Raw genomic sequence first — 22,988 nt, 5'->3', positions numbered from 1 at the left:
GCCTAGTGCGTCCTGCCCGATAAGGAAAGGCCCGCCTGCCGGATGACAGACGGGCCTTGCCGTATTTGGGTTACCGGGAACGCCCGCCCCCAAAAAGGGGTGAGCGCTGCCAGGCTTAGTCCTTGCGCTTCAGGGCTTCGCCCAGAATGTCGCCGAGCGAAGCGCCGCTGTCGGACGAACCGAACTGGGCCACGGCTTCCTTTTCTTCGGCGATCTGACGCGCCTTGATCGAGAAGTTCGGCTTCTTCGAACGGTCGAAACCGATCACCATCGCATCGACCTTGCTGCCGACCTGGAAGCGATCCGGGCGCTGCTCGTCACGGTCACGGCCGAGATCCGAGCGCTTGATGAAGCCGGTCGCACCGTCTTCGCCAACCTGCACTTCGAGGCCGCCGTCGCGCACTTCGAGCACGGTGACGGTGACAGTCTGGTTCTTGCGCAGGTTGCCGCCGGTCGAGGCGCCTTCAGCCGAAGGTGCGCCCTTTTCGAGCTGCTTCATGCCGAGGCTGATGCGCTCCTTTTCGACATCGACATCAAGCACGATGGCCTTGACCATTTCGCCCTTGCGGTGAAGCGCCAGCGCGTCTTCGCCCGAAATGCCCCATGCGATATCCGACATGTGAACCATGCCATCGACATCGCCATCGAGGCCGATGAACAGGCCGAATTCGGTGGCGTTCTTGACTTCGCCTTCGACTTCGCTGCCGACCGGGTGCTTCTCGGCGAATTCGTCCCACGGATTGCGCTGGGCCTGCTTGAGGCCGAGGCTGATGCGGCGCTTGTCGCTGTCGACTTCGAGCACCATCACGTCGACTTCCTGCGAGGTCGAGACGATCTTGCCCGGGTGGACGTTCTTCTTGGTCCAGCTCATTTCCGAAACGTGGACAAGGCCTTCGATGCCCGGCTCAAGTTCAACAAAGGCACCATATTCGGTGATGTTGGTGACCATGCCCGAAAGCTTCGCGCCGACCGGATACTTGGCGGCCACGCCATCCCAAGGATCGCTTTCCAGCTGCTTCATGCCGAGGCTGATGCGCTGGGTTTCCTGATTGATGCGGACGATCTGGACGCGCACGGTGTCGCCGATGGCGATCACTTCGTTGGGGTGGTTGACGCGCTTGTAGCTCATGTCGGTGACATGGAGCAGGCCGTCGATGCCGCCGAGATCCACGAAGGCACCGTAATCGGTGATGTTCTTGACGACGCCGTCGATGATCTGGCCTTCGACAAGATCATTGATGAGCTCGCTGCGCTGTTCCGCACGGGTTTCTTCAAGCACGGCGCGGCGCGACACGACGATGTTGCCGCGGCGGCGGTCCATCTTGAGGATCTGGAACGGCTGCGGCACGTCCATCAGCGGGGTGACGTCGCGCACGGGGCGGATATCGACCTGCGAGCCGGGCAGGAAGGCCACGGCGCCATCGAGGTCGACGGTGAAGCCGCCCTTGACGCGGCCGAAGATGCGGCCTTCGACGCGCTTGCCTTCGCCGAATTCGCTTTCCAGCTTGTCCCACGCAGCTTCGCGGCGGGCGCGGTCACGCGAGAGCATGGCTTCGCCATCGGCGTTCTCGACGCGGTCAACGAAGACTTCCACTTCGCCGCCAACGGTCAGGCCGTGGTCGTCATCGCCGCGGGCGAATTCCTTGAGAGAGATGCGGCCTTCCGACTTGAGGCCGACGTCGATCACGGCGAAGCCGTTTTCGATGGCGGTCACGGTGCCCTTGACGACACGGCCTTCAAAGCCGCCGTCGGCTGCGCCGCCGAGTTGTTCGTTGAGCAGCGCCTCGAAATCGGCGCGCGTGGGGTTGGGCGAAGTCGCCATAGGTCAGGTATATCCTGTGTTCGTTGTGCTACCGGCCACCGGTTTTTCCGGGGTCTTTCTCCGCTTCCGAGGCACCATTGCCAGGGCTGGCGGGGCAAGAGGCCGACAATCTCCGCATGGCCGAATGCCTGTGCGAAGGTTCCGGTGGGCTTTCAGGGCCTTTGGGAACGGCCGCGCGCCTAGGCGAAAGGGCCGCAAATGGCAAGGCAAATCGGCATTTACCTGAACAGCAGCGATGTTGGAGACAATTGAGACACTGTCTTAAGCTGAAAAGTCAGGCGATCACCGCCGGGCGTCCAGGCGATCGGGCAAAAAGGGCGGTAAGACTGATCCATTGTGCAAGAATACCGCTCTCCTCGCAGGCAGGAAAACAGACGGGCGTCAGCGCAGTTTGCTTTCCACCGCTTCGATCGCCGCTTCGATCGCTTCTTCGCGGTTGAAGGCGCTGGTATCAAGCGTGAGCGCATCAGCTGCCGCGACCAGCGGTGCATCCTTGCGGCCCATGTCGCGGGCATCGCGGGCGGTGATATCGCGCTCCATCGCCGCGCGTTCGACCTCAAGCCCGCGCGCTTGCATTTCCAGCCAACGCCGCCGCGCGCGTTCGGCCACACTGGCGGTTACAAACAGCTTCACATCGGCATCCGGCGCAATCACGGTGCCGATATCGCGGCCATCGAGCACCGCGCCGCCCGGTTGCAGCGCGAAAGCGCGCTGGCGTTCGTAAAGCGCTTGCCGCACCGCCGGATGCACCGAGACGCGGCTTGCAAGGCTGCCGCTCTCTTCCGAACGCAGCGCTTCATCATCAAGCAGCGCATCGGCAAAAGCGCAGGCCGCCAGCGCATCGGCCGGATCATCGGGGTTGCCGCCCAAAAGGGCCACTTGCCGCCCCACCGCGCGGTAGAGCAGCCCGGTATCGAGATGCGGCAGCCCGAAATGCGCGGCGAGCGCCTTGGCAATCGTGCCTTTGCCCGAAGCGGTGGGGCCATCAACGGCAATGATCACTGCGCTTGCTCCCCGCTGGGGCCGCGATCGCGCAGCGCTTTGATGATGCCGAAAATGGCGATCGAGGCCCAGAAGCCTTCGAGCACGAGGCTAGCCCAGTTGGTGTGGACCAGCAGCGACACGGTCAGCAGCGCTGCCCCCAGCAGATTGGTGCTGTGCAGCAGCAGCGGATTGGTGCGCGTCGCCAGTGTGAGATAGGCATAGGCGCCGATGATGCAGGCCGTGCCGCACAGGCCGACAAGGCTTGCCCAGTCAAACGGCGCATTCATCGGGTTGCCTCGGCCAGCAAGGCAAGGAAGGTCGGGAAGCTGGTCGCAATCGGGGCGGTGTCATCAATCTGCACACCATTACGGCTGACGAGCCCGGCGATTGCCATGCTCATGGCGATGCGATGATCGAGCCGGGTGGCGACTTCGGCACCCGGCGGCGTGCCGGGCAGGGGATCGCCGCCGGTGCCGTGGATGGTGAGGCCGTCTTCGTGCTCTTCGACCCGCGCCCCGGCAAGCGTAAGCGCGGCCGCCATCGTGGCGAGCCGATCGCTCTCCTTGACGCGCAATTCATCCAGCCCGGTGGTGGTGGTGGTGCCTTGGGCGAGGGCGGCCGCCACAAACAGCACCGGAAATTCATCAATCATCGCAGGGGCCACGGCCGGATCAATCGCGATCCCGGTGAGCGCGGAATGGCGTACCCGCAGATCGGCGACCGGTTCGCCGCCGACCTCGCGGCGGTCGAGCAGGGTAATATCCCCGCCCATTGCCTGAAGCACCGCGATCAGCCCGGCGCGGGTTGGATTGATGCCAACATTCTCGATCACAAGATCGCTGCCCGGCACCAGCAAGGCGGCGACGATGAAGAAGGCCGCCGATGAAGGATCGCCCGGCACGATCACGTGCTGCGGGCGCAATTCCGCCTCGCCATGGATGCGGATGATGCGCGTGCCGGCTTCTTGCGTCACCTCAAGCCGCGCGCCGAACCCTGCCAGCATCCGTTCCGTGTGATCGCGGGTCGGCACAGGCTCGATCACCGTGGTGATGCCGGGCGTGTTGAGCCCCGCGAGCAGGACCGCGCTTTTGACCTGCGCCGAGGCAACCGGCAGGCGGTAGGTGATCGGCACCGGCGTTGCCGCGCCGCGCTGGAGCAGGGGCAGGGTGCCCCCGCTCGATGCTTCGATCTGCGCGCCCATCTGGCTGAGCGGTTCGATCACCCGGCCCATCGGGCGGCGCGACAGGCTCGCATCGCCGATAAAGGTGGCGGTGATCGCATGGCTCGCCGTCAGCCCCATCAGAAGCCGGGTCGAGGTGCCCGAATTGCCCATGTCGAGCGCAGCCTTGGGTTCCAGCAGGCTGCCGATACCGACGCCGTGGATGCGCCATTCCGCGCCTGTCTTTTCGATCTGTGCTCCCATCGCGCGCATCGCGCCGGCGGTGGCCATCACATCCTCGCCTTCAAGCAGCCCGCTGACACGCGTCTCGCCCACGGCGAGGGCACCGAACATGATCGCGCGGTGGCTGATCGACTTGTCGCCGGGAACCTGCAACGTGCCGCCAAGCGGGCCGGAGGGATGAAAGGTGTGGGCAGGCATGGCGCGGGCGAGGCCCCCTCGTCAGACAGTCGCTAGGGAAATGGCCGCGCTCTTTGACAGCGCGCATCCCTTCTGGCAAGGCGCGCCGCGCAGTTGCACCAGCGTTGCGATTCCCGAAGGTCTCTCCCGACAATCTTGAAACCCGCGCTGGCGCGATCCAACTATCACACTGTCATGGGCTGCCCCCAAGCGTTGCGGGGAGCACCAAAGCTGAGGAACACCAATGGCCAAGCCTGAATGGGGCACCAAGCGCACCTGTCCGAATTGCGGCACGCGCTTCTATGATCTGGGCAAGGAAGACCCGGTTACCTGCATCGAATGCGGCAACACTTGGACGCCCGAGCCTGTGCTTAAGTCCAAGCAGCCGATCCCGTTCGAGGAAGCCGAGAAGAAGGTTGATGTCGAGGCAGATGCCGATCTCGGCGGTGATGATGATCTCGACGATATCGGCGATATCGACGAGGACGGCGATTCGCCCGACAATGATGTCGATCTCGGCGGCGATGATGATCTCGGGGTCACCACCGGCGGTGATGACGACGACGACGAGAATTGATGCGCCAGGCGCTCGCGTGCTGCCAAGCGGCACGCGGGCGCTGGCCCACCCGGCTTTGTCGGGTGTGGTCAAAAAACAGGTTGCAAATGGGAAAAGCGCCTTTTAAGGGGCGGCTCCCGCAGCGAGACGACAAGCTTGCTGCACGAAAATTGGCGCGGGGCCTTAGCTCAGCTGGGAGAGCGCTACAATGGCATTGTAGAGGTCAGCGGTTCGATCCCGCTAGGCTCCACCAATTTTCAAAAATCCGGTAGCCAAGGCTGCCAAAGGCGCGGTTGATCCCGCACATTTCGAGGTGCAACCGCACGCTGGCCGACGAGGTTTCGTCCGCCGGCGTTTTTCGCTTGTGGTGGCTGCAAGGTATCCTTGCAGCGGCCGGTTTGGAGACGATTGGCATGTTCGACACTCTGTCCGACCGTTTGGGAGGCGTGTTCGATAAGCTCAAGGGCCGCGGCGCGCTGAAAGAGCAGGATGTCCGTGATGCGATGCGCGAAGTGCGCATTGCCCTGCTCGAAGCCGATGTCGCGCTGCCGGTTGCTCGCCGCTTCATCGATGCCGTGACCGAAAAGGCTGTCGGGCAGGAAGTGCTGCGCTCGGTGACACCGGGTCAGCAGGTCATCAAGATCGTCCACGATGAACTGGTTGCCATGCTTGGCGGGGCGGAGACCGAAGGGCTCCTGCTTGAAGCGCGGCCGCCGGTGGTGATCATGATGGTCGGCCTGCAAGGCTCGGGTAAAACCACCACCACTGCCAAGCTCGCCCGTCTGATCCGTGAAAAGTACGGCAAGAAGGCGCTGATGGCCTCGCTCGACGTAAACCGTCCGGCAGCGCAGGAACAGCTCGCCGTGCTGGGCACGCAGGTCGATGTGGCGACCTTGCCGATCATCGCGGGCCAGCAGCCGGTTGATATCGCGCGGCGCGCGATGGAAGCGGCCAAGCTCCAGAATTTCGATGTCCTTCTGCTCGACACCGCGGGCCGCCTGCATGTCGATGATGCGCTGATGGCCGAAATGAAGGCGGTCGCCAGTGTGTCGGCTCCCAACGAAGTGCTGCTGGTGGTCGACAGCCTCACCGGGCAGGACGCCGTCAACGTCGCGCAGAGTTTCAGCGGCGAAGTGCCGCTCACCGGCATTGTGCTCACCCGCATGGATGGCGATGCGCGCGGCGGGGCGGCGCTGTCGATGCGCGCTGTCACCGGCAAGCCGATCAAGTTTGCCGGGACGGGCGAAAAGCTCGATGCGATCGAAGCCTTCCGGCCCTCGGGGATTGCTGATCGCATTCTCGGCATGGGCGATGTTGTCAGCCTCGTCGAGAAGGCGGCGGCGACGATCAAGGAAGAAGACGCCGAAAAGCTGGCCCGCAATATCGAGAAAGGCAAGTTCGACCTCGATGATCTCGCGATGCAGCTGCGCCAGATGCGCCAGATGGGCGGGATCGGCATGCTCGCTGGCATGATGCCGGGCATGAAGAAAGCCAAGGCCGCGATGGCGGCGAGCGGCATGGATGACAAGGTGCTGGTGCATCTCGAAGCGGTGATTTCCTCGATGACGCCCAAGGAGCGGCGCAATCCCGAACTGATGAATGCCAAGCGCAAGAAGCGCGTGGCGGCAGGCAGCGGCACCGATGTGCAGACTGTCAACAAGCTTCTGAAAATGCATCAGGAAATGGCCCGCGCCATGAAGCAGATCAAGAAGATGGGCGGGCTCAAAGGCCTCGCATCCATGTTCGGTGGCGGCATGGGCGGTATGGGCGGCATGCCGGGCGCGATGCCGCCGGGTGGAATGCCCGGCCTGGGCGGCCCCGGTGGCCCGCTGGGCGGTCTGCCGGGCTTGGGTGGCCCGCCAAAGTTCAAGAAGTAGTTCTCACGAAAACACATTGGTTCAATTGATTATATTCGAAAGGTGAAATCTCATGGCAATTGCAATCCGGCTTTCGCGCGGCGGCGCCAAGAAGCGTCCTTATTACCGCATCGTCGTTTCCGACGTGCGCAGCCCGCGCGACGGCAAGTATCTCGAACAGATCGGCACCTATAATCCGGTGCTGGCCAAGGACAGCCCCGAGCGCGTGAAGCTCAACGAAGATCGCGCCCGCTACTGGCTTGGCGTCGGCGCCCAGCCGACCGATCGTGTCGCCCGCTTCCTCGATGCCGCCGGCATCAAGGAACGCGCTGCACGCAACAACCCCAAGAAGGCCGAGCCGGGCGAAAAGGCCAAGGAACGCGCCGAGGAAAAGGCTGCCAAGATCGCTGAAGCCGAAGAAGCTGCACGCGCTGCCGAGGAAGAAGCCAAGGCTGCTGCCGCTGCACCGGCTCCGGCTGAAGAAGCACCTGCCGCTGAAGAAGCCGCTGCTGAAGAGCAGAGCGAAGGCTGATTGACGTCATGACCAAGCCCGTCACCCTCGCCGCCATCGCCGGCGCGCATGGGGTGGCGGGCGAGGTGCGTCTCAAATTGTTCGGCGAGGGCGTAGCCGCACTCGCTGCGCATAAGACCTTCAATGATGGTGCGCTCACGCTCCTCAAGGTGCGTGAGGATGGCAAGGGCGGCGCGATTGCCCGGCTGGCCGAAAGCACCTCGCGCGCCGATGCCGAGCGCTTGCGCGGCACGGTGCTCAGCGTCCCGCGCGAAGCCTTGCCGCCGCTTGGCGAGGGCGAATTCTATCATGCCGATCTGATCGGATTGCCGGTTGTCACCGATACGGGTGAGGCGGTCGGCACGGTTAAGGCGATCGAGAATTTCGGCGCGACCGATCTGGTCGAGATTGTCCGTGATCCCGTGCCTGAAAAAGGCCCCAAGACCTTCATGGTGCCGATGATCCCCACAGCGGTGCTGGGATGGGATGAGGCGCGCATGGTGATCGCGGCAGGTTTTGCGGAAGATTAGGCGCAGGTCATGACCTTCGCTGCCACGATCCTCACGCTCTATCCCGAGATGTTTCCCGGGCCCTTGGGCGTGAGCCTTGCCGGTCGCGCGTTGGCCGAAGGCAAGTGGTCGTGCGAAAGCGTGCAAATCCGCGATTTCGCCACGGACAAGCACCGCACGGTCGATGATGCGCCTGCGGGCGGCGGCGCGGGCATGGTGCTCAAATGTGATGTGCTGGCGGCGGCGCTTGATAGTGTAATCCTCCCCGAAACGGGGAGGGGGACGGTCGAAGACGGTGGAGGGGCGCCATCGGCTGTTCAAGACCTCGGCGGTTCGGATCACTCGCGCCTGCCCCTCCACCATCCTGCGGATGGTTCCCCTCCCCTTGCAGGGGAGGATGCGCGCCCCATTCTCGCTATGACGCCGCGCGGCAAGCCGATCACCCAGCAGCGCATCCGCGAACTCGCCGCCGGTCCGGGGGTCATCATGCTATGCGGACGGTTCGAAGGCTTTGATGAACGCCTCTTCGAAGCGCGTCCCGAAATCGAGCAGGTGAGCCTTGCCGACATCGTCCTGTCTGGCGGGGAGATGGCCGCGCTGACGATACTTGATGCTTGCATTCGCCTTCTTCCCGGCGTAATGGGCGCGGCTTCTAGCGGGGTCGAGGAAAGCTTCGAAACGGGGCTGCTCGAATACCCGCATTACACCCGGCCAGTAACATGGGAAGGGCGCACGATCCCCGAAGTGCTGCGATCAGGGGATCATGCGAAGATCGCGGCTTGGCGAAAAGCCAGAAGCGAACATGACACACGGCTACGCAGGCCGGACTTGTGGGAGCGCCATGAGGGCGCTCGGGTCCAGTCTGCCTCTGGCGCGCAGCGAACAACGAAGGAACCGGACCAGTGAACCTGATCCAGCAGATTGAAGCCGAAGAAATCGCCAAGTTCGGCAAGGACATTCCTGAATTCCGCGCCGGCGACACCGTCCGCGTCGGCGTGAAGGTGAAGGAAGGCAACCGCGAGCGCGTTCAGAACTATGAAGGCGTCGTGATCGCCCGTTCGAACCGCGGCATGGGTTCGAACTTCACCGTGCGCAAGATGAGCTTCGGCGAAGGTGTCGAGCGCGTCTTCCCGCTCTATTCGCCGATCATCGAAAGCATCACCGTGGTGCGTCGCGGTGTCGTGCGTCGTGCGAAGCTCTATTACCTGCGCGGCCGCACCGGCAAGAGCGCGCGTATCGCCGAGCGCAAGGTCAACGCACCCAAGGCGTAAGGCGTCAAAGCCAGCAATTTCGAAGGGCGGTGCCGCAAGGTGCCGCCCTTTTTGCTTTCGGGCACTTGCCAACAACTCTCGTCATTGCGAGGAGCGTAAGCGACGAAGCAATCCAGAACGGCACGCGCTGGATCTGGATTGCCGCGCCGCCTTGAGGCGGTTCGCAATGACGAGGTGAGCTTTGGATGCGTTCGGTTCTTGCTGCGGTTACCCTGTGTTTTTCGACCTGTCTGACAACACCGTTGCAGGCGGAGACTTCCGCCATGTCTGAGCCGGCCCCCACGCTGACTTTTGAACGCGTCTTTGGCTCGCCCGGTCTTGATGGGCCTGCGCCGCGTCAGGTCAAGCTTTCGCCCGATGGCCGCTGGCTCACTCTGCTGCGCAACCGCGCTGATGATCGCGAACGCTATGATCTGTGGGGTTATGATACCCAGACCCGTGCATGGCGGATGCTGGTGGACAGCGAGAAGCTGGGTTCAGGTCGCGAGTTGTCCGAAGATGAAAAGATGCAGCGCGAGCGCGCGCGGGTCGCGGGGCTCAAGGGGATCATCACCTATCAATGGGCGAATGATTCCGCAGGCGTGCTGGTCCCGCTCGATGGCGATCTGTTCCTCGCACGGCTGGATGGCAGCGCCCAGCGTCTGACCGATACGGAAGAGACCGAGCTTAATCCCAAGCTTTCGTCCAAGGGCCGGTTTGTCTCCTTCGTGCGCGATCGCCAACTGTGGGTTGGCGCGGTTGGCGCGGCGGCGGTTCCGGTAACGCCGAAGGAAGGCGAGCTGATCCGCTGGGGCGAGGCGGAATTCGTCGCGCAGGAGGAAATGGCGCGGCTCCAGGGTTACTGGTGGTCGCCCGATGACAGCCGCATCGTTGTCCAGCGTACCGATGAAGCCCCGGTCGGCGTTGTCACCCGCGCAGCGATCGGCGCAACCGGCACCAAGGTGTTTGATCAGCGCTATCCGGTGGCGGGCAGCGCCAATGCGATTGTCGATCTGTTCGTGATGGATCCCGATGGCGGCAACAAGGTCAAGATCGATCTCGGTCCCGATCCCGATCCCGATATCTATGTCGCGCGGGTCGATTGGGCACCCGATGGCTCGGCGATCTATGTCCAGCGCCAGAACCGCGCGCAAACCGTGCTCGACATGCTCAAGGTGGATCCGCGCACCGGCGCCTCGCAGGTGTGGTTCACCGAGAAAGCGGCGCGGCCCGATTACTGGATCAACCTGTCGGACAATTACCGCTTCCTCAAGGATGGCTCGCTGCTGTGGTGGTCCGAGCGCAGCGGTTACGGCCAGTTCTACCGCTTTGATGGCAGCACCTGGGCGCCGCTCACCAGCGGCAGCGCGCCCGCCAGCGATCTCGTCGGTGTCAACGAGGGTGAAGGCAGCTTCTTCTTCCGCCGGATCGATAATGTGCTGACCGGGCAGATCTACCGCGCCAGCCTTGCTGGCGAGAGCGCGCCGGTGCTGCTGACCGATCCGGCCTTTACCTATGCCGCCAGCATGGACGGGGCGGGCAAGAACCTCATCCTCACCCGCTCGGCCCCCGATCAACCGCCGCAGCACCTTTTGGCTGACAGCGCAGGCAAGCCGGTCATGTGGATCGAGGAAAACGCGCTGTCGGGCGATCATCCCTATGCGCCTTATCTGGCAGGGCATGTCATGCCGGAATTCGGCACGATCCCGGCCGAGGATGGCACCCCGCTGCACTGGATGATGCTCAAGCCCGCAATGGAGCCGGGCAAGCAGTATCCGGTGTTCTTCAGCCATTATGGCGGGCCGGGGCCGCAGATGGTGACCAAGGGCTGGGGCGGCACGCTGGCGCAGGCCGTGGTCGACAAGGGTTACATCTATTTCGTGCTCGACAATCGCGGTTCGGCCAATCGCGGGGTTGATTTCGAACAGCCGATCTACCGCGCGATGGGCGGGGTCGAAGTGCGCGATCAGAAGAAGGGCGCGGAATTCCTCAAGACGCTGCCCTTTGTCGATCCGGCAAAGATCGCGATCTATGGCTGGTCTTATGGCGGCTATATGACGCTCAAGCAGCTGGAGGCTGATCCGGGACTCTACGCTGCCGGGATTTCCGGTGCGCCGGTGACGCGCTGGGAGCTTTATGACACCCACTATACCGAGCGCTTCATGGGCGATCCGCGGCAGGTGCCCGAGGCCTATGCCAAGGCCAGCGCGATCCCCGATGCGACCAAAATCAGCGATCCGCTGCTGCTGATCCACGGCATGGCGGATGACAATGTGGTGTTCGAGAATTCGTCCGAACTCATCAGCGTGCTCCAGGAAAGCAACACGCCGTTCGAGATGATGCTTTATCCCGGCTACACTCACCGGGTGTCCGGTCTGAAGATCGGCCCGCATGTCTGGAACAGCATTTTCCGCTTCCTCGCGGCGCACGGCGTGACGCCGCCCGCCGAATAGGTCTGCAACCGCGCGCTTAGTGGTTGCGCTTGGCGCACCCTGCGCTATTTCGCAGGCGCAACATCGTAGGAGTACACCAAGTGGGCTATCGGGTGGCAATCGTCGGGGCGACCGGCAATGTCGGGCGCGAGATGATGCAGGTTCTCGCCGAGCGCGAATTTCCTTGCGACGAGATCGCCGCGGTGGCCTCGCCGCGTTCGACGGGCAGCGAAGTCGAATTCGGCGACACCGGCAAGATGCTCAAGTGCAAGAATATCGAGCATTTCGACTTTGCCGGTTGGGATATTGCGCTGTTCGCGGCGGGTTCCGGCCCGGCCAAGGAATATGCCCCCAAGGCGGCCGCCGCCGGGTGCATCGTGATCGACAATTCCTCGCTCTACCGGATGGACCCGGATGTGCCGCTGATCGTGCCGGAAGTGAACCCGGACGCGATCGACGGCTACACCGCGCGTAACATCATTGCGAACCCCAACTGCTCGACCGCGCAGCTGGTGGTAGCTTTGAAGCCGCTCCATGATTTCGCGACGATCAAGCGGGTGGTGGTGGCGACCTATCAGTCCACCTCGGGCGCGGGCAAGGCGGGCATGGACGAGCTGTTCGCGCAAAGCCGCGCGATTTTCGTCGGCGATCCGGTCGAGCCGCAAAAGTTCACCAAGCAGATCGCCTTCAACGTCATCCCCCATATCGACGTCTTCCTCGATGATGGTTCGACCAAGGAAGAATGGAAGATGGTGGTCGAGACCAAGAAGATCCTCGATCCCAAGATCAAGCTGACCGCGACCTGCGTGCGCGTGCCGGTGTTCGTCGGCCACTCGGAAGCGGTGAACATCGAGTTCGAGAACGAGATTTCGGCCGAACAGGCGATGGACATCCTGCGCGAGGCACCCGGCGTCATGCTGATCGATAAGCGCGAGGATGGCGGCTATATCACCCCGATCGAATGCGTCGGCGATGCCGCGACCTTCGTCAGCCGGGTGCGTGAGGACCCGACGGTCGAAAACGGCCTGACCCTTTGGTGCGTCTCGGACAACCTGCGCAAGGGCGCCGCGCTCAACGCGGTGCAGATCGCCGAGCTCCTGGGGCGGCGCCACCTGAAGAAGGGGTAAGGGCCATGCGGTTCGCGCTTGTTGTGCTGACAGCTCTTGCGCTGGCCGGGTGCGATAGCGGCGCGGTCCCGAGCCCGGCGGAAGGCGATCCCGGCGGCGCTGGCGGCGGTGTTGCCGTGGCAGAGAATGTCGTCGATCTGCGTAATGACGGCCTCGCTGCCGGGCCCGAAGCCTTCTACTTTGCCGCAGGACGCAGCGAAGTCGAAGCGGCGCTCGCCCGCACGCTGGGCGAGGCGACGGGCCGCACCGCGAATGGCGAATGCGGCGCAGGGCCGATCGAATTCACCGATTTCCCCGGTGGGCTTGCCGTCCATTTCCAGCAGGGCCGCCTGGTCGGGTGGAACTGGCGCATGCCGCAGGATGGCGATCAAGCTCCCAAGGGCACGATCCGGCTGGCTGATGGCGATGTCGTGCTTGGCACCGCTCGTGCAGTGGCCGAGGCTGCGCCGGGATTTGCGCGCATCACGGCCAGCACGCTCGGCGAGGAATTCTCGCTCGGGCCGAGCATTGGCGGCTTCATCGAGAATGATGCCGTGGCGATGCTCTACGCCGGCACGCAGTGCTTTTTCCGGTAAGGTTGCCGCGATGAACGCCGCCACCCTTTCGCATTTCGCCACCTTCGACGGGACGCAGCTTGCCATCCACCGCGAAGGGCAGGGGCGGCCGGTGATCCTGCTCCACGGGCTGTTCTCGTCAGCCCACATGAACTGGATCAAGTGGGGCCATGCAGCGCGGCTTGCTGAAGCCGGGTTCGCGGCGATCATGCTCGATTTCCGGGTGCACGGGCAAAGCGAGGCGCCGCATGATCCGGCGCGCTATCCCAAAGGGGTGCTGGTGCGCGATGTCGCCGCGCTGATCGATCATCTCGGGCTGGCGGCGGGCGAATATGATCTCGTCGGGTTCTCGCTCGGTGCGCGCACCGCCTTGCATGCCTGTGCGAACGGTGTGCTGGCGCCGCGCCGACTGATCGCCTGCGGCATGGGGCTTTCGGGCATTGCCGATTGGCGGCGCCGTGCGGGCTTTTTCGCGCGGGTGATCGATGAATTTGATACCATCACCCGCGATGATCCGGCCTGGCTTTCGCGCCAGTTCCTCAAGAGCCAAGGGGTGGATCGCGCCGCGGCGCGGCTTTTGCTCGGCGCGTTTGATGATCTCGATCCGGCCTTGCTTGCCAGGATCACCTCGCCAGCGCTGGTGCTGTGCGGGGATCGCGACACGGATAATGGTTCGGCGCAAGAGCTTGCCGCGCTGATCCCCGGTGCCGCCTATGAAACCGTGCCCGGCGGACATCTTGACAGCGCGACCAAGCCGGAACTGGGCGAAGCCATCTGCCGGTTCCTCACCGCGTGAGCGCCCGCAGCGCTTTGATGGTGGTGGGTTGGCGCGAGCTTGTCAGCCTGCCCGAGATCGGCATTGCCAGCATTCCGGCCAAGATCGATACCGGCGCGCGCACCAGCGCGCTCAATGCCCGCGTGATCGAGACCTTCGCCCAAGGCGACAGCATGATGGTGCGCTTCGCCGCGCTTTGGGACGGGCAGGAACAGCTCTGCGCAGCGCCCGTGGTGGATCGCCGCAGCGTGCGCAGTTCCAATGGCGAGATGCAGGAACGCTTTGTCATAAAGACGCCGCTTCGCATTGGTAAGCTTACCTGCAAGGTTGAAGTGACCTTGGCGGATCGCTCCGAAATGCAGTTTCCCATGCTGGTGGGGCGCACCGCGCTCCGGCGGCGGATGGTGGTGGATAGCAGTCATTCGTGGCTGCAATCTCCGCAGGCTGGCGTATAGGGCGCGGCTCCTGCCGGCACGAGACCGGATTCGAAAGGGTTTCCATGAAAATCGCGATGTTGGCGCGCAACGCCAATCTCTATTCGCACCGGCGGCTGAAGGAAGCGGCTGAGCAGCGCGGGCATAGCCTTGATATTCTCAACACCTTGCGCTGCACGGTGCACATTGCGAGCCATCGCCCGCAGGTGTTCTATAATGGCGAGCCGGTGGCGCATTATGACGCGGTGATCCCGCGCATCGGCGCGTCGATCACCAATTATGGCCTTGCGATCCTGCGCCAGTTCGAGATGCGCGGCATCTGGTCGCTCAATGAAAGCGTCGCGATCGGGCGCAGCCGCGACAAGCTGCGCAGCTTGCAGATCCTTGCCAAGCATGGCCTCGGCCTGCCGCTGACAGCCTATGCCAATGATCCCAAGCAAGCCGAAGAAATCATCAAGGCGGTCAAAGGCCCGCCGGTGGTGATCAAGCTGATCGAAGGCACGCAGGGGATCGGTGTCGTGCTCGCCGAAACGATGAGCAGCGCCAAGTCGGTGATCGAGGCGTTTCGCGGCGCCAACGTCAATATTCTGGTGCAGGAATTCATCAAGGAAGCGGGCGGCACGGATATCCGCGCGCTGGTGGTGGGCGGCAAGGTGGTGGCCGCGATGAAGCGCACCGGCGCGCCGGATGATTTCCGTTCCAACCTGCACCGCGGCGGCAGCGCGCAGGTCATCAAGATCACCCCCGAGGAACGCTCAACCGCGGTGCGCGCGGCCAAGCGCATGGGGCTGAATGTCTGCGGGGTCGATATGCTGCGCAGCAATCACGGCCCGGTGATCATGGAAGTCAATTCCTCACCGGGGCTCGAAGGCATCGAAAGCGCGACCGGCAAGGATATTGCCGGCACGATCATCGATTTCATCGCCGCCAATGCCAAGGACGGCAAGACCAAGACCAAGGGGACGGGCTGACGCGCGTCCCCGCAGGCGGAGGCAGGTTTACCGGAACGGCGGTTCGTTGAACGCGCGCAGTTTGCGGCTGTGCAGCCGATCGCCTTCCTCGCGCAGCTTCTCGCAGGCGACGATGCCGATCTGGAGGTGGGCCGCGATGGCTTCCTCGTAGAACTTGTTGGCCTGCCCCGGCAGCTTGATCTCGCCATGCAGCGGCTTGTCCGAGACGCACAACAAAGTGCCGTAGGGCACGCGGAAGCGATAGCCCTGCGCCGCAATGGTCGCGCTTTCCATCTCGACGGCAATCGCCCGGCTTTGCGAGAAGCGCTTGGCCGAAGTCGAATAATGCAGTTCCCAGTTGCGATCGTCGGTGGTGACGACCGTGCCGGTGCGCATCCGCTGCTTGAGGTTCGCGCCTTGCACGCCGGATACTTCCTCGGCGGCTTCGGCGAGCGCAAGCTGCACTTCGGCAATCGGCGGAATCGGGATTTCGGGTGGCAAGACAGCGTCGAGCACGTGATCATCGCGCAGATAGGCGTGGGCGAGCACGAAATCGCCGATCTTCTGTGTCGGGCGCACGCCGCCGCAGTGGCCGATCATCATCCAGGCATGTGGGCGCAGCACCGCAAGGTGATCGCAGATCGTCTTGGCGTTGGACGGGCCGACCCCGATATTGACGAGCGTGATCCCGCGTCCGTCCTCGCGCAGCAGGTGATAGGCGGGCATCTGGTGCTTACGCCACGCGGTGTCGTTCAACTGCCCTTGGGCATTTTCCGCCGCCGCGCGGATATCGAGCCCGGCCGCGCCTGTCAGTCCAACATAGCCGTTCCGGCCGATCTGGCGGGCACCCCAGTTCACGAATTCATCTACATAGCGGTGATAGTTGGTAAACAGGATGAAGTGCTGGAAATCAGTGACATCGGTGCCGGTATAGTGCTTGAGCCGGGCGAGCGAATAATCGGTGCGCAGCCCATCGAACAGCGACAGAGGCATGGCTTCGGCGCCGGTATATTCGATCCCGTCAGCCAACTCGTCACCGATCAGCGCAAGATCGGTCGAAGGGAAATGCTGCGCGATCTCCTGCGGTGCGATCCCTGCCATCGCGGCACCCGCATCACCATCGAGCACATAGGGGAAGGGGATTTCCTGCTTTGACCGCGTGACGGTGATATCGATTTCATACTCACTGGCGATCAGTTCGAGCTGTTCGGTGAGGTAATCGGCGAACAGATCGGGGCGGGTGATCGTGGTGGTGTAGGTGCCCGGCAGTTCGAGCCGCCCGAAGGCGCGGCTGCGATCGCTTGTCCCGCCATTGCCGGCGTAGTGCAGGGTCAGTTGCGGATAGGCATAGCTGCCATCCTCGCGCTTGCGCGGCGGCGGGATCGTTCCCTCGCGCCCGAAGGCGATCACATCGGCGCGCAAGGTGGCGACGGCCTCGTCATAGTGGCGCTGGAGTTCTTCGAGGATTTTCGGGATCGCGATCATGGGCAAGAGCAGTAACCTACCTGGGGTGATGTTTCAAAGACATCCGCAGTGATCCCGCAGATGCCGTTTACAAAAAGGGCGCGGAAAGGTTTCCCCCTCCCGCGCCTCATTTTGCGGATCAGAACGGACGCGGCTGCGCCCGTGCCAATCAATCTTCGCCGCGCTCTTCGAGCAGCTCGGCCGGAATTTCACCCGGTTCGAGATTGGTGTCGATGCGGGTGGCATCGGCCTGCTCTTCGATGGCGCGCTGTTCGTCTTCGAACATCTGCGCCAGCACGTCGACGCCTTCGCTCTGCAGCTTGGCTTCGTCGTCCGAACGCGCGACATTGGCCTTCACCGTCACGCGCACTTCGGGGTGCAGGGCGATGGTCACATCATGCATGCCGATTGTCTTGATCGGCGCGCCGAGGATGACCATGCGCTTGTCGATGTCGTGACCTTGCTCGGCAAGGCCAGCAGCCATGTCGCGCACGCTGACCGAACCGTAAAGCTGCCCCGCATTCGAGGCAGCGCGGATCAGCACCACTTCGGCACCGGCAACATTTTCACCGAGCTTTTCAGCATCGGCGCGGCGGGTGGCGTTTTCGGCTTCGAGGCGATCACGGTTGGCTTCGAAAACCTTCTTGTTGGCTTCGTTGGCGCGCAGGGCCTTCTTCTGCGGGAGCAGGAAGTTGCGGGCGTAGCCGTCCTTCACGGTGACGATGTCACCGATCGAGCCGAGCTTTTCGATGCGCTCAAGGAGAATGATATCCATGTCTCGTTCTCCTCTTACTTCACAATGTAGGGAAGAAGGCCGATCTGGCGTGCACGCTTGATGGCCTGGGCCAGTTCACGCTGCTTCTTGGCAGAAACGGCGGTGATGCGCGAAGGCACGATCTTGCCACGCTCGGACATGAAGCCCTGAAGCAGGCGCACGTCCTTGTAATCGATCTTCGGGGCGTCCTTGGCCGCGAACGGGCAGGACTTGCGGCGACGGAAAAACGGGCGGGCCATCAGTCACGCTCCTCACGGGTTTCGCGGCGCTTACGCTCGCGTTCATTCTTGCGCATCATCACCGACGGGCCGGCCTCATGCTCATCCACGCGGATGGTGAGGTAGCGGATGACATCTTCGTTGATGCGGGTCTGGCGTTCGAGTTCGGCAACCACCGAGCCGGGGGCTTCGATGTTGAGCAGCACAAAGTGCGCCTTGCGGTTGCGTTCGATCTTGTAGGCGAGCGACTTGAGACCCCAGGTTTCCACCTTGGTGACCTTGCCGTTATTCGCTTCGATGATTTCGGTGGCTTGGGCAGCCAGCGCATCAACCTGAGCCTGGCTCAGATCCTGACGCGCGAGAAAGACGTGCTCGTAGAGCGCCATCCCCGTGTCCTTTCACTTCCATGCCGATCGCTGGCTGATCCGTTCACACGAACGGGGCCCCTCCGGCTTTCTTCGATATTTCAGCGGGCGGATCCCGGTGAAGGCCGTGCCCATACAGATTTCGGGCAGGTTTGCAAGCATCCCCTTGCGCTGCAACTCCGTGGCAGGCATTTGACGCGCACAACAAGGGATATTCTCATGCCATCAGGATTGGTCGCGCTGCTCGATGATATATCGGTGATTGCCAAGGCGACAGCGGCTTCGATTGATGATGTCAGCGTGGCTGCGGGCAAGGCCGGCACCAAGACAGCCGGTGTGGTGATAGATGACGCCGCCGTCACGCCAAGCTATGTCACCGGCCTTTCCCCGGCGCGCGAATTGCCGATCATCTGGAAGATCACCAAAGGCTCATTACGCAACAAGCTGCTGATTCTGCTGCCGGGCGCCTTGCTGCTGTCCGAATTTCTCCCGCAGGCGATCATCTGGCTATTGATGCTGGGCGGGGCGTTCCTGTGCTATGAAGGCGCGGAAAAGGTGATGGAGAAACTCGGCGCGGCCAAGCATGGCGCGACGCTTGAGGACGAGATCGCCGATCCCGTCGCCTTCGAGAATGCGCGGGTGGCAGGGGCCGTGCGCACTGATTTCATTCTCTCCGCCGAAATCATGGCGATCGCGCTCAACGAAGTGGCTGATGAAACCCTAGCCATGCGCGCGGCGGTGCTGGCGGTGGTGGCGATTGTGGTGACCGTGGCCGTTTATGGCGCGGTGGGCGGGATCGTGAAGATCGATGATCTCGGCCTCTATCTCACCAAGCAGGCCAGCGCAGCCAAGCAGGCTTTCGGGCGGTTCCTGCTGCGCTTTGTGCCCAAGCTGCTGGTCGCGCTGTCGCTGATTGGCACGCTGGCAATGCTGTGGGTCGGCGGCGGGATCATCGTGCACGGCACGCATGAGGTGGGCTTCCATGCGATTTATGATCTGATCCACGGCGCGGAATATGCGGTCAAGGCTGCGGCCGGAGGTGTGCTCGGCTGGCTGACCTACGCCACGCTGTGTGCGGTGCTCGGGCTGGTGCTGGGCGGGGTTATCGCCGTTGTCCTGCACAAAGTGCTGGGTGTCGGCGCGGACGAAGCGCACTAGAGGACAGGGGATGAGCACGCCTGTCCTTTACACTTGCGCGCGTTCGCGCGGCCTGCGCGCAACCTGGGCAGCCGAGGAAGCGGGCGTCGATATTGATCTGAAGATCTTGCCGTTCCCCCCGCGCTTTCTCGCGCCGGAATATCTTGCGATCAACCCGCTTGGGACGGTGCCGCTGCTGGTGGATGGCGATAGCCGCCTGACCGAGAGCTGCGCCATCGCGCATTATGTGGCGACGAGTTCCGGCTACACGCCGCTGGCCATCGCGCCCGGAGAGCGCGATTACGCCGAATATTGCGATTTCACCTACCACGCCGATGCGACGATCACCTTCCCGCAGACGGTCTACATGCGCTTCGTCCTGTTCGAAAAGGACAAGGGATTGCAGGAGGCGGGGCACGCCTATGCCAAGTGGTTTCACAAGCGGCTGATCAAGGTCGAGCAGCGGCTTGAGGGCCGCGAATATCTGTGTGCTGACCGCTTTACCGTGGCGGATATCTGCGTCGGTTACGCGCTGATTTTGGCCGAGAGCGTCGGGCTGGACGAAGGCGTGCCGCAATCCTTGAAGGACTACCGCGCCAGACTCACGGCACGGCCAGCCTATCAGCGCGCGCTGGAACGCGAAGAAGCGGGGCGCAAGGCGCTCGGGCAGTTAGCCTAGGCCGCCTGATCCGGCGTGACCGGCCGTGCCGACAATTCCCGCCGCAGCAGCTTGCCGATCGGATCGCGCGGCAGGCTTTCGACAAATTCGATGTAGCGCGGGCGCTTGTATCCGGCGATCTGGCCTTTGAAGCGGCGGGTGATCTCCGCGCGCGTCAATGCCATGCCGGGTTTGAGCACCACGAAGGCTTTGACCGCTTCGCCCCATTGCCGGTCGGGAACCCCGCAGCTGCCTGCATCCGCCACTTCGGGCATGGCGGCAAACACCGCATCCACCTCGGCCGGATAGACATTCTCGCCGCCGGTCTTGATCAACTCCTTGGCCCGGCCCAGCAGATAGCCAAGTCCGCGCGCGTCCATCGTGCCGAGATCGCCGGTGCGCAGCCAGCCGTGGCCAAGCGCGGCCTCGCTCGCTTCGGGATTGCGCCAGTAACCGAGCATTACCGAGCCGCCCCGCAGGCAAATCTCGCCTTCTTCGCCCGGTGGCAAGGCGCTGCCATCGGGATCGAGGATTGCCATCTGAAGATGCGGCAAGGTCCACCCGATCGAGCGGGGATGTTCGAGCATGTCGGGATAGGCGATGAAGGTCGCAAAGCCGCAGATCTCGGTCTGGCCATAGCCGCCGACAACGCGGGCATCCCACTCCTGCTCGATGAAGTCATACATTTGCGGGCGGCCCATGCCTGCACCGCCGGTGTAACTGGTCAGCGGCATGTGACCATCGCGGATCGGGTTCATCGCCTGCCACGGGAAACAGATCGTCGGAAAGGCGCTGGTGGTGGTGCAGCGCTCGCGGTGGACAAGATCGAGCACCGCGGCGCTATCATCATCGCGGCCCGCAAAGACGCTGCATCCGCCGCATGCCAGCATCGCCGCGATCTGCTGCATCCCGACGACATGGAACAGCGGGTTGATCGAGAGCAGGCGCTCGTCCGGCCCGAAGCCGCGGTGCAGCGCAAAGCTGAGCGCCGAGGTTGCCACCGCGCGGCCCGATTGCAGGCAGCCCTTGGGCCGCCCCGTCGTGCCGCTGGTGTACATCATGTACAGTGCGCGCTCCGGCGCCAGCGCGGGCAGGGGGAGGGTGGCTTGCTGCGTGGTGACGAGGGTTTCGAAGGCACCATGCGGATCATGCGCCTCGTCGACTGAGATGATCGCACCCGCCGGAGCCTCTGCAAGCAAGGCGGCAAAGCGCGGGTTGGCAAAGGTCAAAGCGGGGTCGGCATCACCGCAAATCCACGCGATCTCCGCAGGCGCGAGCCGCCAGTTGAGCAGCACGGCAATCGCCCCGATCCGATCACAGGCCAGCAACACGGTGAGAAAAGGCGTCCCGTCGGTGAGCAGCAGCGCCACGCGATCACCCGGCGCGATCCCGCGAGCAAGGAGGTTCTGGCTGAGATTGTCGACCCGCGCTGCCAGTTCCGCCCATGTCAGGCGCTGCGTTCCATCGACCGCTGCCTCACGCGCGGCATGGCGGGTGGCATTGGCCCAGAGCAGGGTGCTCAGCGAAAAATCCGGCGCGGTCATAAGCTCTGGCTAGCGTCCGCGATTGCGCCTCGCCATCCGCGTTTTTGGCAAGCCTGCTGCATCAGGGGAGGCCAGCGAGCAGCGCGCGGGCAAATTCGGTCAGCGTGTCGTCCCGCGCGCCCATCACCACGATGCGATCACCGGGCTGGGCGAGGGCGATGATCCGCTCTGCACAATCTGCGCGCGCGGCGATATGTTCGGCGCGCCCACCGGCCGCCTTGATCGCCTCAACGATCCGCTCCGACCCCACGCTCCGATCCACCGTCCCGCCGAAATAGACCGGATCGCACAGGATAATGATATCGTCGGGCCCCAACTCGCGGGCGAAAGTCTGCGCCAGTTCGTCGCCCATCTGGCGCAAGGGGCCGTAGCCATGGGGCTGGAAGAAGGCGATGACTCGGCCCGGCGTCGCCTTGAGCGTGCGCAAGGTCGCGGCGCATTTTTCGGGATTATGGCCGAAATCATCAATCACGCTGATGCCGCCAGGCGAGGTGCCGATCACATCAAACCGCCGCGCGAGGCCCGCAAAAGTGCCCAGCGCGCGGATCGCGTCCCCGATCCCGATGCCCGCCGCATCCGCCGCGGCAATCGCCGCCAAAGCATTCGACAGATTATGCCGCCCCGGCATGGGCAGCGTGAGCGGGAAGCGCGCCCCGCTGCGTTGATCCCTCACCACCGCCTTGATCCCGAGCGCGCCGGGTTCCACCGATGCGGGGTCGATCGTGATATCGGCTTGCGGATGGTCCAGTGCGAAAGTCACGCGGGATGGCGCCCGGCTTGCCAAGGCGGCCGCTTCGGCGCTGTCGAGATTGATCGCCGCCGTACGAGCGCTGGCGATGAAATCACCGAACAGCACCCGCAATTCGGCCAAGCTCTTGTGATCAAGGCTGACATTGAGCAGCACCGCAATGGCCGGGCGATAGAGCGCGATCGAGCCATCGCTTTCATCGACTTCGCTCACGAACATTGCCTGCGTTCCGACCCGCGCACTGGCGAAGGGATTGGCGGGCGTGACAAAGTTCTTCATCACCGCGCCGTTCATCACCGTCGGATCCTTGCCGCACTGATCGAGGATCCAGGCGATCATGCCGGTCGTGGTCGATTTGCCTGATGTCCCGCCAATCGCGATGCCCGTGCCAGCAGCGTTGAACAGCGTGCTGAGCAGTTCGGCGCGGCTCATCCGCTGGCAGCCGAGTTGCTTCGCGCGCGCGACTTCGGGCACGCTGTCCTCGATCGCGGCAGAGGCAACCAGCACCTGATCGGGCGAGGTCACCCCGCTGCCATCCTGCGGGAACAGGTCGAAGCCATGGGCTTTCATCCAGGCGAACTTCTCTGGCGTGCGCCCTTGATCGCGCGAGCGGTCAGACCCGGCGACGCGGTAGCCGAGGCCCGCTGCAATCTGGGCGAGCGGGAGCATCCCCGATCCGCCAATGCCGCAAAAGAATAAAGGCCGGCCTGCAAGCGTCCCGGCGACAACCTCTTGTCCCA

24 protein-coding genes and 1 tRNA gene are annotated in these 22,988 nt (G+C 63.5%); 15 read left to right on the top strand and 10 right to left on the bottom strand.

The window, feature by feature from the left end:
• Window positions 1-115 precede the first annotated feature (115 nt).
• The 4 genes from rpsA to aroA form a co-directional block, all read right to left on the bottom strand.
• Entirely contained in the window at window positions 116-1,822 is a 1,707-nt protein-coding gene (rpsA, locus tag SOQ14_RS02220) for a 30S ribosomal protein S1 (protein WP_322896416.1), read from the bottom strand.
• A 381-nt stretch (window positions 1,823-2,203) separates the two neighbouring features.
• The gene (locus tag SOQ14_RS02215) at window positions 2,204-2,824 is read right to left on the bottom strand and encodes a (d)CMP kinase (RefSeq protein WP_322896415.1); all 621 of its coding nucleotides are present in this window, start codon (window positions 2,822-2,824) and stop codon (window positions 2,204-2,206) included.
• Complete coding sequence (locus SOQ14_RS02210) at window positions 2,821-3,093, bottom strand: CBU_0592 family membrane protein (protein ID WP_322896414.1); 273 nt, start codon at window positions 3,091-3,093, stop codon at window positions 2,821-2,823. Before SOQ14_RS02210 ends, SOQ14_RS02215 begins: the two co-directional genes overlap by 4 nt.
• Window positions 3,090-4,406: a 3-phosphoshikimate 1-carboxyvinyltransferase gene (gene aroA / locus SOQ14_RS02205; RefSeq protein ID WP_322896413.1), complete on the bottom strand. Its 1,317-nt coding sequence runs from the start codon at window positions 4,404-4,406 to the stop codon at window positions 3,090-3,092. The genes SOQ14_RS02210 and aroA overlap by 4 nt, the downstream gene beginning before the upstream one ends.
• A 223-nt stretch (window positions 4,407-4,629) precedes the next feature.
• Here aroA and SOQ14_RS02200 point away from each other — a divergent pair, with 223 nt between their 5' ends.
• From SOQ14_RS02200 to rimK, 13 genes are all read left to right on the top strand, one after another.
• Complete coding sequence (locus SOQ14_RS02200) at window positions 4,630-4,962, top strand: TIGR02300 family protein (RefSeq protein WP_322896412.1); 333 nt, start codon at window positions 4,630-4,632, stop codon at window positions 4,960-4,962.
• Between the two features lie 156 nt (window positions 4,963-5,118).
• Window positions 5,119-5,194 (top strand) — tRNA-Ala (locus tag SOQ14_RS02195).
• A gap of 160 nt (window positions 5,195-5,354) precedes the next feature.
• Window positions 5,355-6,818 (top strand): signal recognition particle protein, encoded by a 1,464-nt coding sequence (ffh, locus tag SOQ14_RS02190; RefSeq protein WP_322896411.1) that lies wholly within the window; start codon window positions 5,355-5,357, stop codon window positions 6,816-6,818.
• 52 nt (window positions 6,819-6,870) lie between these two features.
• On the top strand, window positions 6,871-7,329 hold the full coding sequence (gene rpsP, locus SOQ14_RS02185; RefSeq protein WP_322896410.1) for a 30S ribosomal protein S16: 459 nt from the start codon (window positions 6,871-6,873) through the stop codon (window positions 7,327-7,329).
• 8 nt (window positions 7,330-7,337) lie between these two features.
• Window positions 7,338-7,838, top strand: a complete 501-nt coding sequence (gene rimM, locus SOQ14_RS02180) for a ribosome maturation factor RimM (protein ID WP_322896409.1) — start codon at window positions 7,338-7,340, stop codon at window positions 7,836-7,838.
• A gap of 9 nt (window positions 7,839-7,847) precedes the next feature.
• On the top strand, window positions 7,848-8,723 hold the full coding sequence (trmD, locus tag SOQ14_RS02175) for a tRNA (guanosine(37)-N1)-methyltransferase TrmD (protein ID WP_322896408.1): 876 nt from the start codon (window positions 7,848-7,850) through the stop codon (window positions 8,721-8,723).
• Entirely contained in the window at window positions 8,720-9,088 is a 369-nt protein-coding gene (gene rplS, locus SOQ14_RS02170; protein ID WP_322896407.1) for a 50S ribosomal protein L19, read from the top strand. The genes trmD and rplS overlap by 4 nt, the downstream gene beginning before the upstream one ends.
• Before the next feature lie 185 nt (window positions 9,089-9,273).
• Window positions 9,274-11,520 carry a S9 family peptidase gene (locus SOQ14_RS02165; RefSeq protein WP_322896406.1) on the top strand — a complete coding sequence of 749 codons (2,247 nt, stop codon included), beginning with the start codon at window positions 9,274-9,276 and terminating at the stop codon, window positions 11,518-11,520.
• An 80-nt stretch (window positions 11,521-11,600) separates the two neighbouring features.
• Window positions 11,601-12,626 carry an aspartate-semialdehyde dehydrogenase gene (locus tag SOQ14_RS02160; RefSeq protein ID WP_322896405.1) on the top strand — a complete coding sequence of 342 codons (1,026 nt, stop codon included), beginning with the start codon at window positions 11,601-11,603 and terminating at the stop codon, window positions 12,624-12,626.
• Between the two features lie 5 nt (window positions 12,627-12,631).
• Window positions 12,632-13,201: an aspartate-semialdehyde dehydrogenase gene (locus tag SOQ14_RS02155; protein ID WP_322896404.1), complete on the top strand. Its 570-nt coding sequence runs from the start codon at window positions 12,632-12,634 to the stop codon at window positions 13,199-13,201.
• A gap of 10 nt (window positions 13,202-13,211) precedes the next feature.
• On the top strand, window positions 13,212-13,976 hold the full coding sequence (locus SOQ14_RS02150; RefSeq protein WP_322896403.1) for an alpha/beta fold hydrolase: 765 nt from the start codon (window positions 13,212-13,214) through the stop codon (window positions 13,974-13,976).
• Window positions 13,973-14,410 (top strand): ATP-dependent zinc protease family protein, encoded by a 438-nt coding sequence (locus SOQ14_RS02145; RefSeq protein WP_322896402.1) that lies wholly within the window; start codon window positions 13,973-13,975, stop codon window positions 14,408-14,410. Before SOQ14_RS02150 ends, SOQ14_RS02145 begins: the two co-directional genes overlap by 4 nt.
• Before the next feature lie 44 nt (window positions 14,411-14,454).
• The gene (gene rimK, locus SOQ14_RS02140; RefSeq protein ID WP_322896401.1) at window positions 14,455-15,360 is read left to right on the top strand and encodes a 30S ribosomal protein S6--L-glutamate ligase; all 906 of its coding nucleotides are present in this window, start codon (window positions 14,455-14,457) and stop codon (window positions 15,358-15,360) included.
• Window positions 15,361-15,387: 27 nt separating this feature from the next.
• On the opposite strand, the gene SOQ14_RS02135 is transcribed toward rimK, so the two are convergent.
• The 4 genes from SOQ14_RS02135 to rpsF all read right to left on the bottom strand — a co-directional run bounded on the left by SOQ14_RS02135 (window position 15,388) and on the right by rpsF (window position 18,182).
• Window positions 15,388-16,824 carry an AMP nucleosidase gene (locus tag SOQ14_RS02135; protein WP_322896400.1) on the bottom strand — a complete coding sequence of 479 codons (1,437 nt, stop codon included), beginning with the start codon at window positions 16,822-16,824 and terminating at the stop codon, window positions 15,388-15,390.
• A gap of 148 nt (window positions 16,825-16,972) precedes the next feature.
• The gene (gene rplI, locus SOQ14_RS02130; protein ID WP_322896399.1) at window positions 16,973-17,578 is read right to left on the bottom strand and encodes a 50S ribosomal protein L9; all 606 of its coding nucleotides are present in this window, start codon (window positions 17,576-17,578) and stop codon (window positions 16,973-16,975) included.
• 14 nt (window positions 17,579-17,592) lie between these two features.
• On the bottom strand, window positions 17,593-17,817 hold the full coding sequence (gene rpsR / locus SOQ14_RS02125) for a 30S ribosomal protein S18 (RefSeq protein ID WP_322896398.1): 225 nt from the start codon (window positions 17,815-17,817) through the stop codon (window positions 17,593-17,595).
• Entirely contained in the window at window positions 17,817-18,182 is a 366-nt protein-coding gene (rpsF, locus tag SOQ14_RS02120) for a 30S ribosomal protein S6 (protein ID WP_322896397.1), read from the bottom strand. Before rpsF ends, rpsR begins: the two co-directional genes overlap by 1 nt.
• A 198-nt stretch (window positions 18,183-18,380) precedes the next feature.
• On the opposite strand from rpsF, the gene SOQ14_RS02115 reads away from it, so the two are divergent.
• Together SOQ14_RS02115 and SOQ14_RS02110 are read left to right on the top strand one after the other, a co-directional pair.
• The gene (locus SOQ14_RS02115; protein ID WP_322896396.1) at window positions 18,381-19,319 is read left to right on the top strand and encodes a DUF808 domain-containing protein; all 939 of its coding nucleotides are present in this window, start codon (window positions 18,381-18,383) and stop codon (window positions 19,317-19,319) included.
• 10 nt (window positions 19,320-19,329) lie between these two features.
• On the top strand, window positions 19,330-19,977 hold the full coding sequence (locus tag SOQ14_RS02110; RefSeq protein ID WP_322896395.1) for a glutathione S-transferase family protein: 648 nt from the start codon (window positions 19,330-19,332) through the stop codon (window positions 19,975-19,977).
• Here the strand turns inward: SOQ14_RS02110 and SOQ14_RS02105 are convergent.
• Both SOQ14_RS02105 and SOQ14_RS02100 read right to left on the bottom strand, forming a co-directional pair.
• Window positions 19,974-21,500, bottom strand: a complete 1,527-nt coding sequence (locus SOQ14_RS02105) for a class I adenylate-forming enzyme family protein (protein ID WP_322896394.1) — start codon at window positions 21,498-21,500, stop codon at window positions 19,974-19,976. The two genes, SOQ14_RS02110 and SOQ14_RS02105, sit on opposite strands and share 4 nt — an antisense overlap.
• A 61-nt stretch (window positions 21,501-21,561) precedes the next feature.
• Entirely contained in the window at window positions 21,562-22,917 is a 1,356-nt protein-coding gene (locus tag SOQ14_RS02100; protein WP_416232715.1) for a glutamate ligase domain-containing protein, read from the bottom strand.
• Window positions 22,918-22,988 lie beyond the last annotated feature (71 nt).

The sequence above is a fragment of the Erythrobacter epiphyticus genome, from assembly GCF_034653295.1.
In the GTDB taxonomy this organism is placed as follows: domain Bacteria; phylum Pseudomonadota; class Alphaproteobacteria; order Sphingomonadales; family Sphingomonadaceae; genus Erythrobacter.
Note: the sequence above shows the minus strand (reverse complement) of the source record. Positions and strands in the feature narration are given on the sequence as shown.